Consider the following 16433-nt stretch of genomic DNA (forward strand, 5'->3'; position numbering starts at 1 on the left):
ATGACACTTATATAAGTCAAACCCGGGGAACGCCCGCCGCAGCGGGCGTTCCCCGGAATGATCCCGTTATTCGCTCAAAAATCCCTTGTAGTTGCGCACGACCATCATGGATTCAATCTGCTTGACGGTCTCCAGAAGGACACCGACAATAATGATGATCGAGGTGCCGCCGAATGACACGCTCGCTCCGAACAGGCCGTTGAAGACGAACGGAATCACAGCGACGATCGTCAGGCCGACCGCTCCGATGAAGATGATATAGTTCAGAATCTGCGTCAGATAGTCAACCGTCGGCTTACCCGGACGGATGCCGGGGATAAAGCCGCCCTGCTTCTTCATGTTGTCCGCCACCTCAAGCGGATTGAAGGTGATCGATGTGTAGAAGTAGGCAAAGAAAATGACGAGCACAATATAGATCGCGACACCGATGGTATACACCGGACGGGTCCGGTCGAACCAGTTGCTCTCGCTCAGGATGCCAAGCACAGTGCCCGCCCAGCCGCCGACATTGGATTTGCCCATGAACGTGGCAATGATGCCGGGGAAGGACATGATGGATGAGGCGAAGATGACAGGAATCACGCCCGCTGTGTTGATCTTCAGCGGAATATGCGTGCTCTGCCCGCCGATCATCCGGCTTCCGGCCGTCTTTCTGGAATACTGCACCGGAATATGCCTCTGAGCACCGTCAAGCACGACGACCATCACGACCATTGCAATCAGAATGACGGCGATGATCAGGATCGCAAGCGCGGCTCTCGCGACGGTCTTGCCAGAAACAAAGGTTTCATAAAGGCTCGTGAGATCCTGGGGGACACGGGAGAGAATGTTGATGACAAGGACCATGGAAATACCGTTGCCCACGCCCTTTTCCGTCATCTGCTCGCCGACCCACATCAGGTAGCAGGAGCCTGCTGTGAGGCATACCACAACTGTGAATGCCTTCGCGAAATTCATATTCGGGATAAGTCCCTGATTACCGAAGCCGACAGCCATTGCGACGGATTCGAACAGTGAAAGACCGACTGTCAGGTAGCGTGTGATCGCTACCAGCTTCTTTCTTCCGTCCTCGCCGTCGCGCTGCATCTCTTCAAGTGCGGGGATCGCGATCGTAAGAAGTTCAACGATAATGGATGCAGTGATGTAAGGCGTAATCGACAGAGCCAGAATCGACATGCTCGAGAAAGAGCCGCCGGTGAACGCGTCAAAGAAATTGAACGCGTCACCAGCATTCTGCTTGAACCATGACTCGAAGTAGCTGCTGTTCACGCCCGGAACCGGAATCTGGGAGCCTATTCTGATGATGACCAGGCACAGGAGAACAAATCCGAGCCTGTGCCGTATATCCTTCACTTTGAAAGCGTCAATCATCTTTTTGAACATCTCAGATCACCTCGACTGTACCGCCTGCCGCCTCGATTTTGCTCTTCGCGCTCCCGCTCACCGCGTTGACCTTCACGGTCAGTTTCTTCGTCAGCTCGCCACCGCCGAGAATCTTGACGCCGTCCACGATTTTCGAAACCGCACCGCTCTCGATAAGGAGCTTCGGGGTCACCTCTGTTCCGTCCTCAAAACGGTTCAGAACATCCACGTTGATTGCAGTGATGACCTTGGTGTTTCTGTTCGTGAAGCCTCTCTTCGGAAGGCGTCTGTACAGAGGCATCTGACCGCCTTCAAAGCCCGGTCTCGGCGCGCCGGAACGTGCCTTCTGGCCCTTGTGGCCTTTGCCTGCCGTCTTGCCGTTGCCGGATCCGTGACCGCGGCCTCTGCGGAAGTTGTCATTCATCCGGGAGCCTTCCGCCGGTGATAAATTAGATAAATCCATACTCGTACCTCCCCAGTTATTCGACTTCTTCAACCTTGACAAGATAGCCGATCTTCGCCAGCTGTCCGCGTGTTGCGGCGTTATCCGGAAGAATGACGCTGGAGTTGAGCTTATGGAAGCCCATGGACTCAACGATCTTCTTATTCTTCGGGACCGCGCCGATGGTGGATTTCACAAGTGTGATCTTTAATTTCTTATCTGCCATGTCTGCCTCCTCACGCCAGAATCTCTTCGACGGTCTTGCCGCGAAGACGAGCGACTTCCTCAGGCGTCTTGATCTGCTTCAGACCGGCGAGCGTAGCGAATACCACATTCTGCTTGTTGTTGGAGCCCAGGGACTTCGTACGAATGTTCGTGATGCCCGCGAGCTCGATGACCGCACGGGCCGGGCCGCCGGCGATGACGCCGGTACCTTCCGGAGCTCTCTTGAGGAGCACGGTCGCTCCGCCGTATTTCCCGATGTTGTCATGCGTGACGCTCTTGAAATCCGTCCGGGCAACCGTGATCATATGCTTCATGGCATCTTCCTTGCCCTTGCGGATCGCTTCCGGAATTTCAGCCGCCTTGCCAAGTCCGGCGCCTACATGGCCGTTTCCGTCGCCGACGACGACCAGAGCCGAGAACCGCATGTTGCGACCGCCCTTTACGACCTTCGTGACACGCTTGATCGCAACGACTCTGTCTTCCATGCCGTTGTCGTCTTTGTCTCTTCTTCTATCCTCGTTTGCTCTCATCTGATTATCCTCTCCTGTTAGAACTCAAGGCCGGCTTCTCTGGCCGCGTCCGCCAACGCCTTGACCTTGCCCTGATAGATGAACCCGCCGCGGTCAAAGACGACTTTCTTGATTCCGGCCTGTACAGCCTTCTCGCCGATGACCTTGCCGACCTTGGCAGCTGCTTCCACATTGTCTGTGTAAGTGAGTCCGTCCTTGACATCCGCCTGGAGAGTGGAGGCGGACACAAGCGTCCTGCCCTCGCTGTCATCGATAATCTGCGCATACATATGCTTGTTGCTGCGGAACACGGCCAGTCTCGGACGTTCAGCCGTGCCGCTGATGTAGTAACGCAGTCTGCTGTGCTTCTTCACGCGAAGTGCGCTTCTTGAACGTTTGTTAATCATATGTCATGCTCTCCTTTCTTTATTTTTTACCGGTCTTACCGACTTTGCGGCGGATCACCTCATAGTCGTACTTGATGCCTTTGCCCTTGTACGGCTCCGGAGCTCTCTTGGAACGGATCTCCGCGGCATACTGACCGACCTGCTCCTTGCTGATGCCGGAGACGATGATCTTGTTGCCGTCAACCTTGGACTCAAGACCTTCCGGATCGGTCATTTCGACCGGATGGCTGTATCCAAGAGAAAGGACGAGCTTTTTGCCCTGCTTCTGTGCCTTGTAGCCGACACCGTTGACTTCCAGTGTCTTCGTGTAGCCTTCGCTGACACCGACGACCATGTTGTGGATGAGCGCACGGGTGAGACCGTGGAGTGCCTTGGTCTCCTTCTTGTCATCCGGTCTGGTGACGACAACCTCATTTTCCTTCTGCTCGATCGTGAGCTGCGGAACAAAGGTTCTCTCCAGCGACCCCTTCGGTCCCTTCACGGTGACCGTGTTGCCTTCCTTAATTTCGACAGTGACGCCGGCCGGGATAACGACCGGAAGCTTGCCGATTCGTGACATATTTCTATCCTCCTGACTTAGATTGTCCGGGGAGCGTCTGCCGCCCCTCTGTTTTCAGTCAGCGTATGCTGATATCCGGTTTGAATTACCAGATGTACGCAAGCACCTCGCCGCCGACATTCTGCTTTCTTGCCGCCTTGTCCGTCATCACGCCCTTGCTGGTGGAAATGATGGCTGTACCAAGCCCGCCAAGCACCTTCGGAAGGTTCTCGCTGTCTGCGTAGATCCGGAGACCGGGCTTGGAGATCCTCTTCAGGCCGGAGATGATCTTCTCGTTCTTGTCCGCGCCGTACTTCAGCGTGATCCTGATCACCCGCTGAACGCCTTCGCCGACAATATCGTACTTTGCGACATAGCCTTCGTCAACAAGAATGTCAGCAATGGAAAGCTTCATCTTTGACATCGGGACATCGACTGTATCATGCTTTGCAGTATTGGCGTTACGGATTCTCGTAAGCATATCTGCGATAGGATCGTTCGTCGTCGTCATTCTTATGACTCTCCTTTCGTTTATTCTTTACCAGGATGCTTTCTTCACGCCCGGAATCTCGCCCTTGTAGGCAAGCTCACGGAAGCAGATACGGCAGATCCCGTACTTCTTCAGAACGGAATGCGGGCGTCCGCAGATTCTGCAGCGTGTATATTCTCTGGTAGAGAACTTCGGCTTTCTGGCCTGCTTTAACTTCATCGATTTTTTAGCCATATTCTATCTCCTTACTTGGCAAACGGCATATTGAATAACCGGAGCAGTTCCTTCGCTTCCTCGTCCGTCTTGGCTGTCGTGACGAAGATGATATCCATTCCGCGGACCTTGTCGACCTTGTCGTACTCGATTTCCGGGAAGATGAGCTGTTCCTTGATAGCTAATGCATAATTGCCGCGTCCGTCGAAGGAATCCGGGCTGACACCGTGGAAGTCGCGGACCCGCGGAAGAGCCAGGTTGATCAGGCGGTCGGCGAAGTTGTACATTCTCTCGCCGCGAAGCGTGACCTTGCAGCCGATCGGCATGCCGGCACGGATCTTGAAATTGGCGATGGACTTCTTCGCCTTGGTACGGATGGCCTTCTGGCCGGTGATGGTCTCCATGTCCGCGACAGCCGCGTCAAGCAGCTTCGCGTTCTCCTTGGCTTCGCCGACGCCCATATTGACGACGATCTTGACCAGCTTCGGGATCTCCATCGGATTCTTGTACTCGAATTTCTTCTGCATTGCGGCAGCGATCTCGCTGTCGTACTGTTCTTTCAGTCTGCTCAAGCTCCTGGCCTCCCTTCTCACTCGATCGTCTCGCCGGTAGACTTGGCGAAGCGGACCTTTTTGCCGTCCTCATAGCGGAACCCGACGCGTGTCGGCTTTCCTTTGTGCAGATACATGACGTTGGAAACGTCGATCGGGGCTTCCTTGTTGACAATGCCGCCCTGCTGATTCTGCGCGCTGGGCTTCTGATGCTTGGTCACCATGTTGACGCCCTCGACGACGACTCTGTTCTTCTTGACGTTGACGGAAAGTACCTTGCCTTCCTTGTCCTTGTCTTTGCCGGTGATGACCTTGACGGTATCACCTTTTTTGATCTTTAAAGATGCCATCTATGAGGTTCCTCCTTATAACACTTCCGGAGCAAGAGAAACAATCTTCATGAACTGCTTCTCGCGGAGCTCACGGGCCACCGGTCCAAAGATACGGGTTCCTCTCGGGGTGTTGTCGTCCTTGATGATGACGGCTGCATTCTCATCAAACTTGATGTAGGAACCGTCCTTTCTGCGTGCGCCGTGCTTCGTGCGGACCACGACCGCGCGGACGACATCGCCCTTCTTTACAACGCCTCCGGGTGTTGCATCTTTGACCGTGGCAACGATGGTATCACCGATATACGCATATCTTCTTGTCGAACCGCCGTTGACACGGATGCAGAGGATTTCCTTCGCACCGGTATTATCGGCGACCTTCAGTCTGGTTTCCTGCTGAATCATACTAAGAATCCTCCCGAAATCACTTGATTTTCTCGACTACCTGTACAAGTCTCCATCTCTTGTCCTTGGAGAGCGGTCTGGTCTCCATGACCTTCACGGTGTCGCCGATATTGCACTCGTTCTTCTCGTCATGAGCCTTGAGCTTGTAGGTCTTCTTCACAATCTTCTTGTAGAGCGGATGCTGCACATGATCCTCGATGGCGACAACGATGGTCTTGTCCATCTTGTTGCTGACGACCTTGCCCACGCGCGTCTTTCTAAGGTTTCTTTCTTCCATCGATTATGCCTCCTTTACGGACTGCTGTGCAATGACAGTCTGGATTCTGGCAATGTTCCTGCGGACTTCCCTGATTCTGGCTGTATTGTCAAGCTGATTCGTCGCGTTCTGGAATCTCAGGTTGAAGAGCTCCTTCTTCGCTGCGACGAGCTCCTCGTTCAGCTCATTTGCAGACTTTGTTCTCAGTTCCTCTACATACTTGCTGTTCTTCGTCATGCCTCTTCACCGCCTTCTTCGACCGGTGCAGCCGCGGATGCGGGTGCGCTTTCTTCATTCTGGCTGTTAAGCTGTTCCCTCGAGCAGATCTTGCAGGTGCACGGCAGCTTGTGCATCGCGAGACGCAGAGCCTCCTTCGCGTCAGCCTCGGCGACATCCGCGATCTCGAAAAGGACACGGCCCGGCTTGACGACCGCTACCCAGTAATCGACAGCGCCCTTACCGGAACCCATTCGGGTCTCAGCCGGCTTTGCCGTCACAGGCTTGTCCGGGAATACATCGATCCAGACCTTGCCGCCGCGCTTCAGATAACGGGTCAGCGCCACACGGGCAGCTTCAATCTGGTTGGACTTCAGCCAGCACGGCTCGGTGGCCACAAGACCGAACTCGCCGTAGGCGATTCTGGTTCCCCTGGTCGGCTTTCCTCTCATGGAACCGCGCATCTGCTTTCTGTGCTTTACTCTCTTCGGCATTAACATAATTACTGTTCACTCCCTTCGCCTGCGGACTTTGTCGGAAGGACTTCGCCGTTGTAGACCCACGCTTTCACACCGACCTTGCCGTACTGCGTATCCGCCTCTGCAAAGCCGTAGTCGATATCAGCGCGAAGCGTCTGCAGCGGAATGGTGCCCTCGCTGTAGGTTTCCTTGCGTGCGATATCCGCACCGCCGAGACGGCCGGCCACGGAAGTCTTCACACCCTTGGCCCCCGCGCGCAGCGTTCTCTGCATCGTGGACTTCATCGCGCGGCGGAAGGAAATACGGTTCTCGAGCTGAAGCGCGATGTTCTCGGCGACGAGCTGCGCGTCACGATCCGGACGCTTGATCTCCTTGATGTCGACGAGCACTCTGTGGCCTACCATCCTGGCAAGCTCCGCTCTCAGCTTCTCGATCTCAGCGCCGCCCTTGCCGATGACAAGACCCGGCTTCGCGGTGTAGATCGTAACTTTGACACGATCGGAGGCGCGCTCGATATCGATTTTGGAGACACCGAAGCTGTACAGTCTCTTCTTCAGGAACGTTCTGATCTTGTGATCCTCGACAAGATAATCAGCAAATTCCTTGTCGCCCGCGTACCATTTGGAGCTCCAATCCTTGATCACACCGACACGAAGGCCGTGCGGATTTACTTTCTGACCCATGTAAGTCCTCCTTTACTTCTCATCCAGAACAACCGTGATGTGGCTGGTGCGCTTCAGGATACGGTACGCGCGGCCCTTAGCCCTCGGCTGGATTCTCTTCATCGTCGTCGCCCGGCCGGCATAGCACTCCGCGACATAAAGGTTGCTGCGGTTCATGCCGTTGTTGTTCTCTGCGTTCGCCACAGCGGACTCAAGAAGCTTCTTGATCACGCCGGATGCGTAACGCGGGCTGTATTCAAGGATGCCGAGCGCGGTCTCCACATCTTTCCCGCGGATCGCGTCCAGAACAAAGCAGGCCTTCTGGACGGACATTCTGGCGTGGGAAAGACGGGCAGACGGTCTCGTCTCTCTCTTTGTTTCGTTTCTCTCCCGCTTAATCTGGGATCTGTGTCCTTTTGCCATGATAAATCTCCTTTCGAATCAGTCTTACCTGACAGATGTCCTGGACTCGGTCTTGGCATGGCCTCTGTACGTTCTGGTTGCAACGAACTCGCCCAGCTTATGGCCGACCATGTCCTCTGTCACATAGACCGGAACATGCTTTCTGCCGTCATGAACTGCAAATGTATGTCCCACGAAACTCGGGAAGATCGTCGAACGGCGGGACCAGGTCTTGATGACCGCCTTGTCGCCGCTGGCGTTAAGAGCATCCACCTTCTTGAGCAGATAGGCGTCTGCGAAAGGTCCTTTCTTCAGTGAACGTGCCATGTTTCTCCTCCTTATTTACCAGCCGTACCGGCGCCCTTGCCGTTTCTTCTTCTCACGATCAGCTTATCGGACTGCTTCTTATGCGGTCTCGTCTTGTAGCCCAGAGCCGGCTTGCCCCACGGCGTGCACGGACCCGGACGTCCGACAGGAGCCTTACCTTCGCCGCCGCCGTGCGGATGGTCGTTCGGGTTCATGACAGAACCGCGGACCGTCGGACGGATACCCATATGTCTCTTGCGGCCGGCCTTGCCGATGTTGATCAGGTTGTGGTCGCCGTTTCCTACGGAGCCGATGGTGGCACGGCACTCGATCGGAACCATTCTCATTTCGCCGGAGGGAAGACGAAGCGTGGCGTATCCGCCTTCCTTCGCCATCAGCTGTGCGGCGTTGCCCGCTGCGCGGACCATCTGGCCGCCGCGGCCCGGCTGAAGCTCGATATTGTGGACGAGAGAGCCGACCGGAACCTTCGCGAGCGGCAGGCAGTTGCCGACTCTGACTTCCGCATCCTCTCCGCTGACCACGGTCGCGCCGACCTTCAGTCCTTCCGGAGCGAGGATGTAAGCCTTCTCGCCGTCTTCATAGCAGATCAGCGCGATGTTTGCGGTACGGTTCGGATCGTACTCGATCGCCTTGACGACGGCGTGCATGCCGTCCTTACCGTTGCGTCTGAAGTCAATGATTCTGTATTTTCTTCTGTTTCCGCCGCCGCGGTGCCGGCAGGTGATCTTGCCCTGGTTGTTGCGGCCTGCGTTCTTCTTGAGTGACTCCGTCAGAGATTTCTCAGGCACGGACTTCGTGATCTCGCTGTGATCCGAGCCGGTCATGTTTCTTCTGGACGGTGTATATGGTCTGTAGGATTTGATGCCCATATCCGTTCTCCTTCTTTGGATTTGTTATCGCGCTTCTGATGCGCATATTGTGGTCCGCCGGAAATCAAAGACCGCTGAAGATCTCGATCTCCTTGCTTTCCTCTGTCAGAGTGACAATCGCCTTCTTGACCTTTGCGGTCTTTCCGAACGTTGCGCCTCTGCGCTTCGTCTTGCCGTCAAGATTCATCGTGTTGACACGGCTGACCTTCGTTCCGTCGAACATCTTCTCGACAGCTTCCTTGATCTGGCTCTTGTTGGCATCCGGATGAACGAGGAAGGTGTACTTCTTGTCGGACATCTGGTTCATGCTCTTTTCCGTCACGACCGGCTTCAGAATGACGTCGTAATATTTCAGATCTGCCATTATGCAAACACCTCCTCGATCGTCCTGACCGCGTCCTGAGTCAGAACCAGCTTCTCATACTTCAGGATGTCGTAAACGCTGAGCGTGCCCGCCTGGGACAGTCTCACGTTCGGGAGGTTCCTCGTGGAGAGGAAGACGTTCCGGTCCGCGCCGTTCAGCACGACATAAGCCTTCTCGGCCTTCAGAGCCTTCATGACTCTGACCATGTTCTTCGTCTTGATGTCGTCAAACGCAATCGAATCCACCACGATCAGGTTGCTCTCCTGCAGCTTGGACGTGAGGACGGACTTCAGCGCCGCCCGCTTCTCCTTGCGGTTCATCTTGAAGGAGTAGTCTCTCGGAACCGGAGCGAAGACGACGCCGCCGTGTCTCCACTGCGGAGCGCGGATGGAGCCCTGTCTCGCGTGGCCCGTGCCCTTCTGTCTCCACGGCTTGATGCCGCCGCCGGAAACCTCGGAGCGCGTCTTGGCCTTCTGCGTGCCCTGTCTCATATTTGCCAGATGAAGCACGACCGCCTGATGAACCAGGTTTTCCTTCACCGGTGCCGCGAAGATCTCATCAGAGAGCTCCATCGTACCGACTTCCTGGCCATCCATATTATATACAGATACGTTAGCCATTGTAATTCGTCCTCCTTATCACTTACTCGACTTTACGGTCTCCTTGATCGTCACAAGGCATTTCTTAGCGCCCGGTACGGCGCCCTTGACAAGGAGAAGATTGTTTTCCGCATCCACGCGAACGACCTCGAGGTTCTGGATCGTGATGCGCTTGCTGCCCATATGGCCCGGCATGCCTTTGCCCTTGTAGACACGGCTCGGATCGGAAGAAGTTCCGTTGGAACCCTGATGTCTGTGGAACTTGGAGCCGTGCTTCATCGGTCCTCTGTGCTGGCCGAGTCTCTTGACCGCGCCCTGGAAGCCTTTGCCCTTCGAAACAGCCGTCGCGTCGACATGATCGCCCGCCGCGAAGATATCCGCCTTGACTTCATCGCCCGGCTTCATCTCCTCCGCATTGTCCAGCTTCAGCTCACGGACATAGCGCTTCACGGAAACGCCTGCCTTGTCGAACACGCCCTTTGCCGGCTTGTTGACGAGGCTCTCTCTGATATCTTCGAAGCCGACCTGAACGGCTGAATAACCGTCATTATCCTTCGTCTTGACCTGTGTCACCACACACGGTCCCGCTTCGAGAACGGTGACCGGAGTCAGTGTTCCGTCCCCGTTGAAGATCTGTGTCATGCCGATCTTCTTCGCGAGAATAGCTTTCTTCATCTTGAATCCTCCTTACAGCGGATTACGCTTTCGCGCAATCATTCTAATGGTTTACTTGTTCTTCATCTTGATGTCGATGTAGACACCTGCCGGCATCTCCAGATGAGCCAGTGCATCCACCGTCTTCTGGGTCGGAGCAATGATATCAATCAGTCTCTTGTGCGTTCTCTGCTCGAACTGCTCGCGGCTGTCTTTGAAATTGTGGACAGCGCGGAGGATCGTAACCACTTCCTTCTTTGTCGGAAGCGGGACCGGTCCGCTCACCGTCGCGCCCTGTTTTCTGACCGTTTCGATGATCTTCTGCGCGGACGCGTCCACCAGAGTGTGATCATACGCCTTGAGTGTGATTCTCATTACCTGACTTGCCATAAAAAAAGTCGCCTCCTTTTCGCACTTTTGCGAGTACGACAAGCGGTGACTGCACACATTGCCGGGCGTGTCCTCATCCGACCGGATGAATTCCCCGGGTCTTCTTCCTTTTGGAAGATTATCGAGCACAGTGACTTGTCGCCAAGTATCCTTACATGACATTCGCTCCACGGAAAACCTGCAACGTATGTGCAGCAACCTCACGCTTCATCGCTATCATGTCACAGCGTATTCCAGTATACAGGAAACCCCCTGCGATTGCAAGGGGTTTCCGTTCAATCTTTTGCTGTTTTTCCGACGTATCTCTGGCTGCAGGCGTCTTCCGCCTCCTCACAGAAGCTCCGTGTAATCGACGATCGTCACACCTGTGTTCCGGTCCTTTTTGAGATCGGCGTCCGTTCCGCCGTCCTCCTTCACCTCTTCCTCAATCTCCTCGAGCGTGGGACGCTTCACTTTACGGAAGCGGCTGCCGTCGTCCGGCGTTTCCGTTCCGATCTGTTCCGCCGCCTGCGCGGCCGGAGCGGCTTCCTCCTCAAGAGGCGGAATTTCCTCCCGGCGCTGCTCGTTGATCGTGATGCCCTTCATCACCTCTTCGACAGCCGACACCACGTCCGACACATGGGACCCGGCGGGCGGCTCGTTGAACGACGGGCTGTCCTCCGGAACCGGCGTGCTCTCCGCGCTGCTTTCTTCCTCCGCCGGGACAGATGCCTCTCCGGACGCTTCGTCCGCTGCGGACGAATCCGCCGGCGCTCCGGCCGTCTGCGTCAGCGCGGCTTCAAGGTCCTCCCCGAAGAATCCGGCCTCCTCCGCTGTCATACCGGCTGATCCCGTTTTATCTTCCACTTCGTTTTCCGGAGCGGCGGCCGCAGTGTCTTCCGAAGTGTCTTCAGGCGTTTCCTCTCTCCGCGCAGCCTTTGTCTTCTCCCTGCGGCGTTTTTCCTTCTTCACCGCCTTTCGTTCGGCGCGGCTCTGATTCTGCTCCCCGCTGCCATCCTCCTGATTAATGGCAGCGATATTATCCTTCACCGCAGCCCGGATCGCGGCGGTGTCGATTCCACTCTGATCATCGGCGTCAAGGCCACCCGCCACGACTTCCTCCTCGTCCTCTCCTTCCTCATCATCTCTGTCCGGTTTCCAGAGCTCCGAGAGGATGAACAGGATGATCATCAGCACCACGACCAGCGCGATGATGATCACACCTTCCATCGAGCGCATCGCGATCAGGACGTAGCCGATATACGGAATCATCACGGCGACCTTGGACACCGTGTTCCGGAGGCTGATGGTTTCCGGCTGGCCGGCCGGATCCGCGATGCTCACCGCTTCAAAGCTGCCCTTGTCGGGATCGCAGGTCTTCAGAAAATAGGCATAGGTCGATGTGCCGTTTACCTTCAGGATCTCATCGCCCACCTCAAGCTGATGCACGTCTACGCCGGTGGAATACGTGATGGAGCCAAGCGGCAGGTTCGTGTCCATGGAGGAGGAGTCCACAATGGTCGTGGTAATGCCCGCAAGCGGCGGGACCAGAATCGCTACCGCAACCAGAATCGCGGCGATCAGAAACAGATTGACGATCAGCTTCAGAAATTTCGACATGACAGTCTCCTTGTGTAGATTCGTTCACACAGTCTACCCTATCTTATCATTTTCTTCGGAAAAAGTATATTCTTTTTCCCGCAGTCCGCGCTCTCCCCGCTGCCGGCCGGCCCTCCCTGCCGGGCACCGTCTTGTCACGTGTTCGCGATTCGTTTATAATAAAACGGAATTTAAGCCGTGTACAAGCCCCGGATGCAGGGGCGGCGGCCGGACCGGACGGCATTCGGACTGCCGCCCGGACGCGCCCGCAGGCGGCTGCATGTCCAGACAGGAAGGACGTCCGTGAATCGATGAACGACGACATCAAGAAAATTGAAGATCTCTCCATCAACGCCTGGCCTTCCTATCAGATCGAATTCTATGACGGATGGGTGCTCCGTTACTCCGCGTTCTACACGCACCGGACAAACTGCGTCGAGCAGCTGGGTCTTTCCCAGCTCCCGCTCGCCGGGAAGATTCCGGTCTGCGAGCAGATCTACCGCCACTGGCATTCGCCCTGTATCTTCAAGATTTCACCGGTGGGCGACCCGGGGACGGATCCTCTTCTGGAGGGGCTGGGCTACCAGATCGAGCACACAACCGACGTGATGCTCCGTTCTCTGACCGATGACAGTCTCCCGGAGCTCAGATCCGGCGCCATGCCGCTTACGATTCTCCCCCGCGTCACCTTCGAGTGGATCGACGGGCTGTTCGCGCTCAAAGGAACGTCTGATCCTGTTTTCAGGCGCATCGTGCCTCAGATGTACGACGCCATTCCGATGGACGAGATCGCGGTGCTCGCACGGAGCGGCGGACGCGTGGTCGCAACCGGACTCGGGATCCTCGACCGCGACGCCGTCGGTGTCTATGCGATTCATGTGGATGAGACTTACCGCCGGCATGGCCTGGCCTGGAACATCGTGAGCACCATTCTGAGAGAGGGAAGAAAGCAGGGGGCCAGCAGCGCTTATCTTCAGGTCGTCAGCGGCAACGCCGGCGCAAAGGCCCTGTACCGTCGGATCGGCTTCCGGTACAGCTACCGGTACTGGTTCCGTGTGAAGGAGGTTTGAATGGCTTTTCTTGAACTGCTTATGCGGCTGAGAAACCCGTTTCTCGATTATCTGTCGCTGGGAATCAGTTATCTCGGCACGCCTTTTCTTGTCGTCGGCGTCATCACGTTCCTCAGGTTCAACGATGATCAGAACCGGGCTGACGGGATGATGCTCGCCTTCCTGTTTTCCGGTCTGCTCTGTCAGGGACTGAAAATTGTCTTCCACGTACCGCGCCCCTGGATTCTCATCTCGGATACCGCTCTGTTCAGGCCTGTTTCGATGGCGCTGTCGACGGCAACCGGATACTCCTTCCCCAGCATCCATACGCAGAGCACCGCAGCTCTCTGCCTTTCCGTGATCTATTATAATAGGAAGAAAGCTGTCCGTGCCTCCGCTGTCGTCTTTATGGCGCTTGTCGCCTTCTCCCGGATGTATCTGGGCTGTCACACGCCTTCGGACGTCGCGGCCGGCTTCCTCCTGACTCTGGCGGTTACGATGGTCACACTCCCGCTCTGGCGCCGCTTCAGTCGGAAAAATCCGCTGAACCGCGAGCTGTTCGCCTTCTTTCTGACCGGTTTTTCCACGATACTGATCTTTCTGGGGGCCGTGCTGGCGGGCAACGGCACAGTTGATCCCGTCATGTCCGCCGACGCCTTCAAGACCGCCGGGCTCGGGCTCGGTTTCGCCGGCGTGATGCTTTTCGGCCAGCGGCTGACACCGTTCCGGACCGACGGTACGACGCCGGGAAAAATCATCCGCCTCGTAGTCGCGGCAGCAGGAGCCCTTGCTCTCGAGTTCGGACTCTCATCCCTGCTTCCCGACTCTCTCCTCTTCGACACGCTCCGCTACGCTCTGATCGGCCTGTGGCTCTTCGGCGCGGCGCCTGCCGTGCTCATCCGCACAGGACTGCTTGACAGACAATGAGCACGTTCGCTGTCAAAAGAAGGCGCCCCCGGAACAATCGTTCCGGGGGCGCCTTCTTTTGCGCATTCTTCATCCAAGACTTCTCGTAAGGTAGGCCGCGATCTTGTCCACCGCTTCCTTCTCATCCTCGCCGTTCGCGGAGATTGTCACCTCGGATCCCGAGTCAAGCCCGAGCGTCATCATGCCCATGATGCTCTTCGCATTGACCCGCCTGGTGTCTGATTCCACATACACATCGCTCTGGAACTGGCTGGCCATCTGCACGAGCAGCGCCACCGGCCTCGTCTCCAGACCGCTGTCAAGTCGAATCGTAATCTCCCTCTTTGTCATAATCCTTTCCTCCTTGAAACTTGCCTTCATCTATGAAGCCAGGGCCGGACGTCTGATTCTCCGACCGCCTCATACGCAGATTCTCAGCGAACGCGCTTAGCCGGCGCAGCCGGTGGTTGACGCCGGATTTGCCGATTCGCGGACTCAGATGCTCACCCAGTTCTGCCAGTGACGCCTCGGGATATGCAAGCCTGATCTCCGCCATCTCCCGCAGCTGGGGCGTCAGTTCCCCGAATCCTCCGCTGTCACGGATGTACCGGATGTCTTCCATCTGGCGAACTGCGGACACAACGGTTTTATTCAGATTGGCGGTTTCACAGTTCACACGCCGGTTGACGCTGCCGCGCATCTCCTTCAAAACCCGTATGTTCTCGATGTTAAGAAACGAAATCGATGCGCCCATCGCGCCGAGAAGCGCGAGGATCTGGTCGCTCTCCTTCAGATAGACCACAAAGTCGCCCTTTCGGCGGACGATTCTGGCATCCAGCGCCAGAGACCGCATCGTCCCGCGGATCATCTCCGCCGTTTCCGGATCTCTTGATACGAATTCCAGATGATAGTACTTCTCCGGCGCGCTGATCGAGCCTGCGGACAGGAAAGCGCCCCGCAGAAACGCCTTTCTGCAGCACTCCATGCGGAGCACAGAGCTGTGGGAAGTCGCGGCGAGAAGCATCTGTCCGCTCTCCGCGTCCGGTACGGTTCCCGTCCAGATGGTCCGGTTTCCCGACTTTGAAAGCGTTTCGGAAAAAGCTATGTTCATCTTAAACGCTCGTCTGGATAAAGTAAAGAGCTTTCTCGCCGCCCACTCGTTCTCCGTCTGGAACCTGAGCAGCCCGTCGTCCGCTCTTTCCTGAGCGCTGAGCATCCGCACGAAGGCCGCCAGCTCAGCAATCTGGCAATGCCTCGCGGCCGGAACCGTCCCGGCCAGCTCTTTCTTCACCCCGGCCGAAAATGACATGCCCGCCTTCCTTCCTCTCGCCGTCCTTGTCAACATCCCTGTGATCGATCCGCACGCCGTATTCTGGATGGGAGCCGGCGAGACGGGCCGCGATCGCGTTGGCCATCACAACCGAGCGGTGACGGCCTCCGGTGCATCCAACCGATATGACGAGCTGGTTTTTCCCTTCCCGGATATAGTTCGGAATCAAAAAATTGAGGAGATCGACATATTTCTCGATAAAGACCCGGCTTTCCGGATGACTCATGACATAACGCTCGATCGGCGGATCATTGCCGGTCAGCGGCCGGAGCGCCGCCTCGTAGTAGGGGTTCGGAAGGAACCGGACGTCGACCACCAGATCCGAATCAGCCGGAATTCCGTACTTGAAGCCGAATGACTGCACCGTGATATACAGATTCCGGTAATTCCGGTCCTCGACAAAGATCCGGATCAGTTCCGTACGGAGCTCACGGGTCAGCAGCTTGCTCGTATCGATGATATAGTCCGCCTTCTCCCGGATGAAGGAAAGCTGCTGCCGCTCAAGCGCGATGGCCTTTTCCAGCGAGCCGCCGGCCCTTGCCTGAAGCGGGTGTGTCCTTCGCGTCTCCTTATAGCGCTTCAGCAGGGTCTCATCCGACGCATCAAGAAAAAGGACTTCGTAACGGATGTTCCCTTTCTTCATCTCCGCCGCGGCGCGTTCGAAGTCCGCCTGACGAAGACCGCTCCGGACATCGATGCCAACCGCGAACTTCGTATATTCGACATCCCGCCCGTCCGAAGCGATCCGGATAAACGGCAGAATCAGCGACAGCGGGAGATTATCCACACAGTAGTAATCCGCATCCTCCAGATGATGGAGCGCCACACTTTTCCCCGCGCCGGACATTCCGGTCACAATGACCAACCGCACCGCCTGCCTC

At 56.4% G+C, this 16433-nt stretch carries 28 protein-coding genes; 2 read left to right on the top strand and 26 right to left on the bottom strand.

What is annotated here, in order from left to right; all coding sequences use genetic code 11:
* Positions 1 to 66 precede the first annotated feature (66 nt).
* From secY to G4C92_RS04835, 23 genes are all read right to left on the bottom strand, one after another.
* Positions 67 to 1383, bottom strand: coding sequence for a preprotein translocase subunit SecY (gene secY / locus G4C92_RS04725; protein WP_274941435.1), 1317 nt, complete (start codon positions 1381 to 1383; stop codon positions 67 to 69).
* Position 1384: 1 nt separating this feature from the next.
* On the bottom strand, positions 1385 to 1825 hold the full coding sequence (rplO, locus tag G4C92_RS04730) for a 50S ribosomal protein L15 (protein WP_274941436.1): 441 nt from the start codon (positions 1823 to 1825) through the stop codon (positions 1385 to 1387).
* A 16-nt stretch (positions 1826 to 1841) separates the two neighbouring features.
* On the bottom strand, positions 1842 to 2030 hold the full coding sequence (gene rpmD / locus G4C92_RS04735; RefSeq protein ID WP_274941437.1) for a 50S ribosomal protein L30: 189 nt from the start codon (positions 2028 to 2030) through the stop codon (positions 1842 to 1844).
* Positions 2031 to 2040: 10 nt separating this feature from the next.
* Positions 2041 to 2559, bottom strand: a complete 519-nt coding sequence (gene rpsE, locus G4C92_RS04740) for a 30S ribosomal protein S5 (protein WP_274941438.1) — start codon at positions 2557 to 2559, stop codon at positions 2041 to 2043.
* A gap of 17 nt (positions 2560 to 2576) precedes the next feature.
* Entirely contained in the window at positions 2577 to 2945 is a 369-nt protein-coding gene (rplR, locus tag G4C92_RS04745; RefSeq protein WP_274941439.1) for a 50S ribosomal protein L18, read from the bottom strand.
* A 19-nt stretch (positions 2946 to 2964) separates the two neighbouring features.
* Complete coding sequence (gene rplF / locus G4C92_RS04750; protein WP_274941440.1) at positions 2965 to 3504, bottom strand: 50S ribosomal protein L6; 540 nt, start codon at positions 3502 to 3504, stop codon at positions 2965 to 2967.
* A gap of 85 nt (positions 3505 to 3589) precedes the next feature.
* Positions 3590 to 3994 (bottom strand): 30S ribosomal protein S8, encoded by a 405-nt coding sequence (gene rpsH / locus G4C92_RS04755; protein WP_274941441.1) that lies wholly within the window; start codon positions 3992 to 3994, stop codon positions 3590 to 3592.
* A gap of 27 nt (positions 3995 to 4021) precedes the next feature.
* Positions 4022 to 4207, bottom strand: a complete 186-nt coding sequence (locus G4C92_RS04760) for a type Z 30S ribosomal protein S14 (RefSeq protein ID WP_274941442.1) — start codon at positions 4205 to 4207, stop codon at positions 4022 to 4024.
* Between the two features lie 11 nt (positions 4208 to 4218).
* Complete coding sequence (rplE, locus tag G4C92_RS04765; protein WP_274941443.1) at positions 4219 to 4758, bottom strand: 50S ribosomal protein L5; 540 nt, start codon at positions 4756 to 4758, stop codon at positions 4219 to 4221.
* A 17-nt stretch (positions 4759 to 4775) separates the two neighbouring features.
* Positions 4776 to 5087, bottom strand: a complete 312-nt coding sequence (gene rplX / locus G4C92_RS04770; protein ID WP_274941444.1) for a 50S ribosomal protein L24 — start codon at positions 5085 to 5087, stop codon at positions 4776 to 4778.
* Between the two features lie 15 nt (positions 5088 to 5102).
* On the bottom strand, positions 5103 to 5471 hold the full coding sequence (gene rplN, locus G4C92_RS04775; protein ID WP_274941445.1) for a 50S ribosomal protein L14: 369 nt from the start codon (positions 5469 to 5471) through the stop codon (positions 5103 to 5105).
* A 19-nt stretch (positions 5472 to 5490) separates the two neighbouring features.
* Entirely contained in the window at positions 5491 to 5748 is a 258-nt protein-coding gene (rpsQ, locus tag G4C92_RS04780; protein ID WP_274941446.1) for a 30S ribosomal protein S17, read from the bottom strand.
* Positions 5749 to 5751: 3 nt separating this feature from the next.
* Entirely contained in the window at positions 5752 to 5964 is a 213-nt protein-coding gene (gene rpmC, locus G4C92_RS04785) for a 50S ribosomal protein L29 (RefSeq protein ID WP_274941447.1), read from the bottom strand.
* Positions 5961 to 6443 carry a 50S ribosomal protein L16 gene (gene rplP, locus G4C92_RS04790; RefSeq protein ID WP_274941448.1) on the bottom strand — a complete coding sequence of 161 codons (483 nt, stop codon included), beginning with the start codon at positions 6441 to 6443 and terminating at the stop codon, positions 5961 to 5963. The genes rpmC and rplP overlap by 4 nt, the downstream gene beginning before the upstream one ends.
* A gap of 2 nt (positions 6444 to 6445) precedes the next feature.
* Complete coding sequence (gene rpsC, locus G4C92_RS04795; RefSeq protein ID WP_274941449.1) at positions 6446 to 7105, bottom strand: 30S ribosomal protein S3; 660 nt, start codon at positions 7103 to 7105, stop codon at positions 6446 to 6448.
* Between the two features lie 12 nt (positions 7106 to 7117).
* Positions 7118 to 7507 carry a 50S ribosomal protein L22 gene (gene rplV, locus G4C92_RS04800; protein ID WP_274941450.1) on the bottom strand — a complete coding sequence of 130 codons (390 nt, stop codon included), beginning with the start codon at positions 7505 to 7507 and terminating at the stop codon, positions 7118 to 7120.
* A gap of 24 nt (positions 7508 to 7531) precedes the next feature.
* A complete protein-coding gene (gene rpsS / locus G4C92_RS04805; protein WP_274941451.1) occupies positions 7532 to 7813 on the bottom strand; it encodes a 30S ribosomal protein S19 in 282 nt (93 codons plus the stop codon).
* 11 nt (positions 7814 to 7824) lie between these two features.
* Positions 7825 to 8682: a 50S ribosomal protein L2 gene (gene rplB / locus G4C92_RS04810; protein ID WP_274941452.1), complete on the bottom strand. Its 858-nt coding sequence runs from the start codon at positions 8680 to 8682 to the stop codon at positions 7825 to 7827.
* A 64-nt stretch (positions 8683 to 8746) separates the two neighbouring features.
* Complete coding sequence (gene rplW, locus G4C92_RS04815) at positions 8747 to 9046, bottom strand: 50S ribosomal protein L23 (protein ID WP_274941453.1); 300 nt, start codon at positions 9044 to 9046, stop codon at positions 8747 to 8749.
* Complete coding sequence (gene rplD / locus G4C92_RS04820) at positions 9046 to 9666, bottom strand: 50S ribosomal protein L4 (protein ID WP_274941454.1); 621 nt, start codon at positions 9664 to 9666, stop codon at positions 9046 to 9048. The genes rplW and rplD overlap by 1 nt, the downstream gene beginning before the upstream one ends.
* An 18-nt stretch (positions 9667 to 9684) precedes the next feature.
* Positions 9685 to 10320: a 50S ribosomal protein L3 gene (gene rplC, locus G4C92_RS04825; RefSeq protein WP_274941455.1), complete on the bottom strand. Its 636-nt coding sequence runs from the start codon at positions 10318 to 10320 to the stop codon at positions 9685 to 9687.
* Positions 10321 to 10371: 51 nt separating this feature from the next.
* Positions 10372 to 10689 carry a 30S ribosomal protein S10 gene (gene rpsJ / locus G4C92_RS04830; RefSeq protein WP_274941456.1) on the bottom strand — a complete coding sequence of 106 codons (318 nt, stop codon included), beginning with the start codon at positions 10687 to 10689 and terminating at the stop codon, positions 10372 to 10374.
* A gap of 330 nt (positions 10690 to 11019) precedes the next feature.
* Positions 11020 to 12288 carry a hypothetical protein gene (locus G4C92_RS04835; protein WP_274941457.1) on the bottom strand — a complete coding sequence of 423 codons (1269 nt, stop codon included), beginning with the start codon at positions 12286 to 12288 and terminating at the stop codon, positions 11020 to 11022.
* 290 nt (positions 12289 to 12578) lie between these two features.
* Between G4C92_RS04835 and G4C92_RS04840 the strand changes: the two genes are divergently transcribed.
* Together G4C92_RS04840 and G4C92_RS04845 are read left to right on the top strand one after the other, a co-directional pair.
* Positions 12579 to 13337, top strand: a complete 759-nt coding sequence (locus G4C92_RS04840; RefSeq protein WP_274941458.1) for a GNAT family N-acetyltransferase — start codon at positions 12579 to 12581, stop codon at positions 13335 to 13337.
* The gene (locus G4C92_RS04845; protein ID WP_274941459.1) at positions 13338 to 14243 is read left to right on the top strand and encodes a phosphatase PAP2 family protein; all 906 of its coding nucleotides are present in this window, start codon (positions 13338 to 13340) and stop codon (positions 14241 to 14243) included.
* Between the two features lie 69 nt (positions 14244 to 14312).
* Here the strand turns inward: G4C92_RS04845 and G4C92_RS04850 are convergent, their stop codons facing one another.
* From G4C92_RS04850 to rapZ, 3 genes are read right to left on the bottom strand one after another with little or no spacing between them, the layout of a single operon-like run.
* The gene (locus G4C92_RS04850) at positions 14313 to 14573 is read right to left on the bottom strand and encodes an HPr family phosphocarrier protein (protein WP_274941460.1); all 261 of its coding nucleotides are present in this window, start codon (positions 14571 to 14573) and stop codon (positions 14313 to 14315) included.
* Entirely contained in the window at positions 14542 to 15531 is a 990-nt protein-coding gene (gene whiA / locus G4C92_RS04855) for a DNA-binding protein WhiA (protein WP_274941461.1), read from the bottom strand. Before whiA ends, G4C92_RS04850 begins: the two co-directional genes overlap by 32 nt.
* Positions 15458 to 16423 (bottom strand): RNase adapter RapZ, encoded by a 966-nt coding sequence (rapZ, locus tag G4C92_RS04860; protein ID WP_274941462.1) that lies wholly within the window; start codon positions 16421 to 16423, stop codon positions 15458 to 15460. Before rapZ ends, whiA begins: the two co-directional genes overlap by 74 nt.
* Between the last annotated feature and the right edge of the window lie 10 nt (positions 16424 to 16433).

It is taken from the genome of Chordicoccus furentiruminis, from assembly GCF_019355395.1.
GTDB lineage: Bacteria > Bacillota > Clostridia > Lachnospirales > Lachnospiraceae > Chordicoccus > Chordicoccus furentiruminis.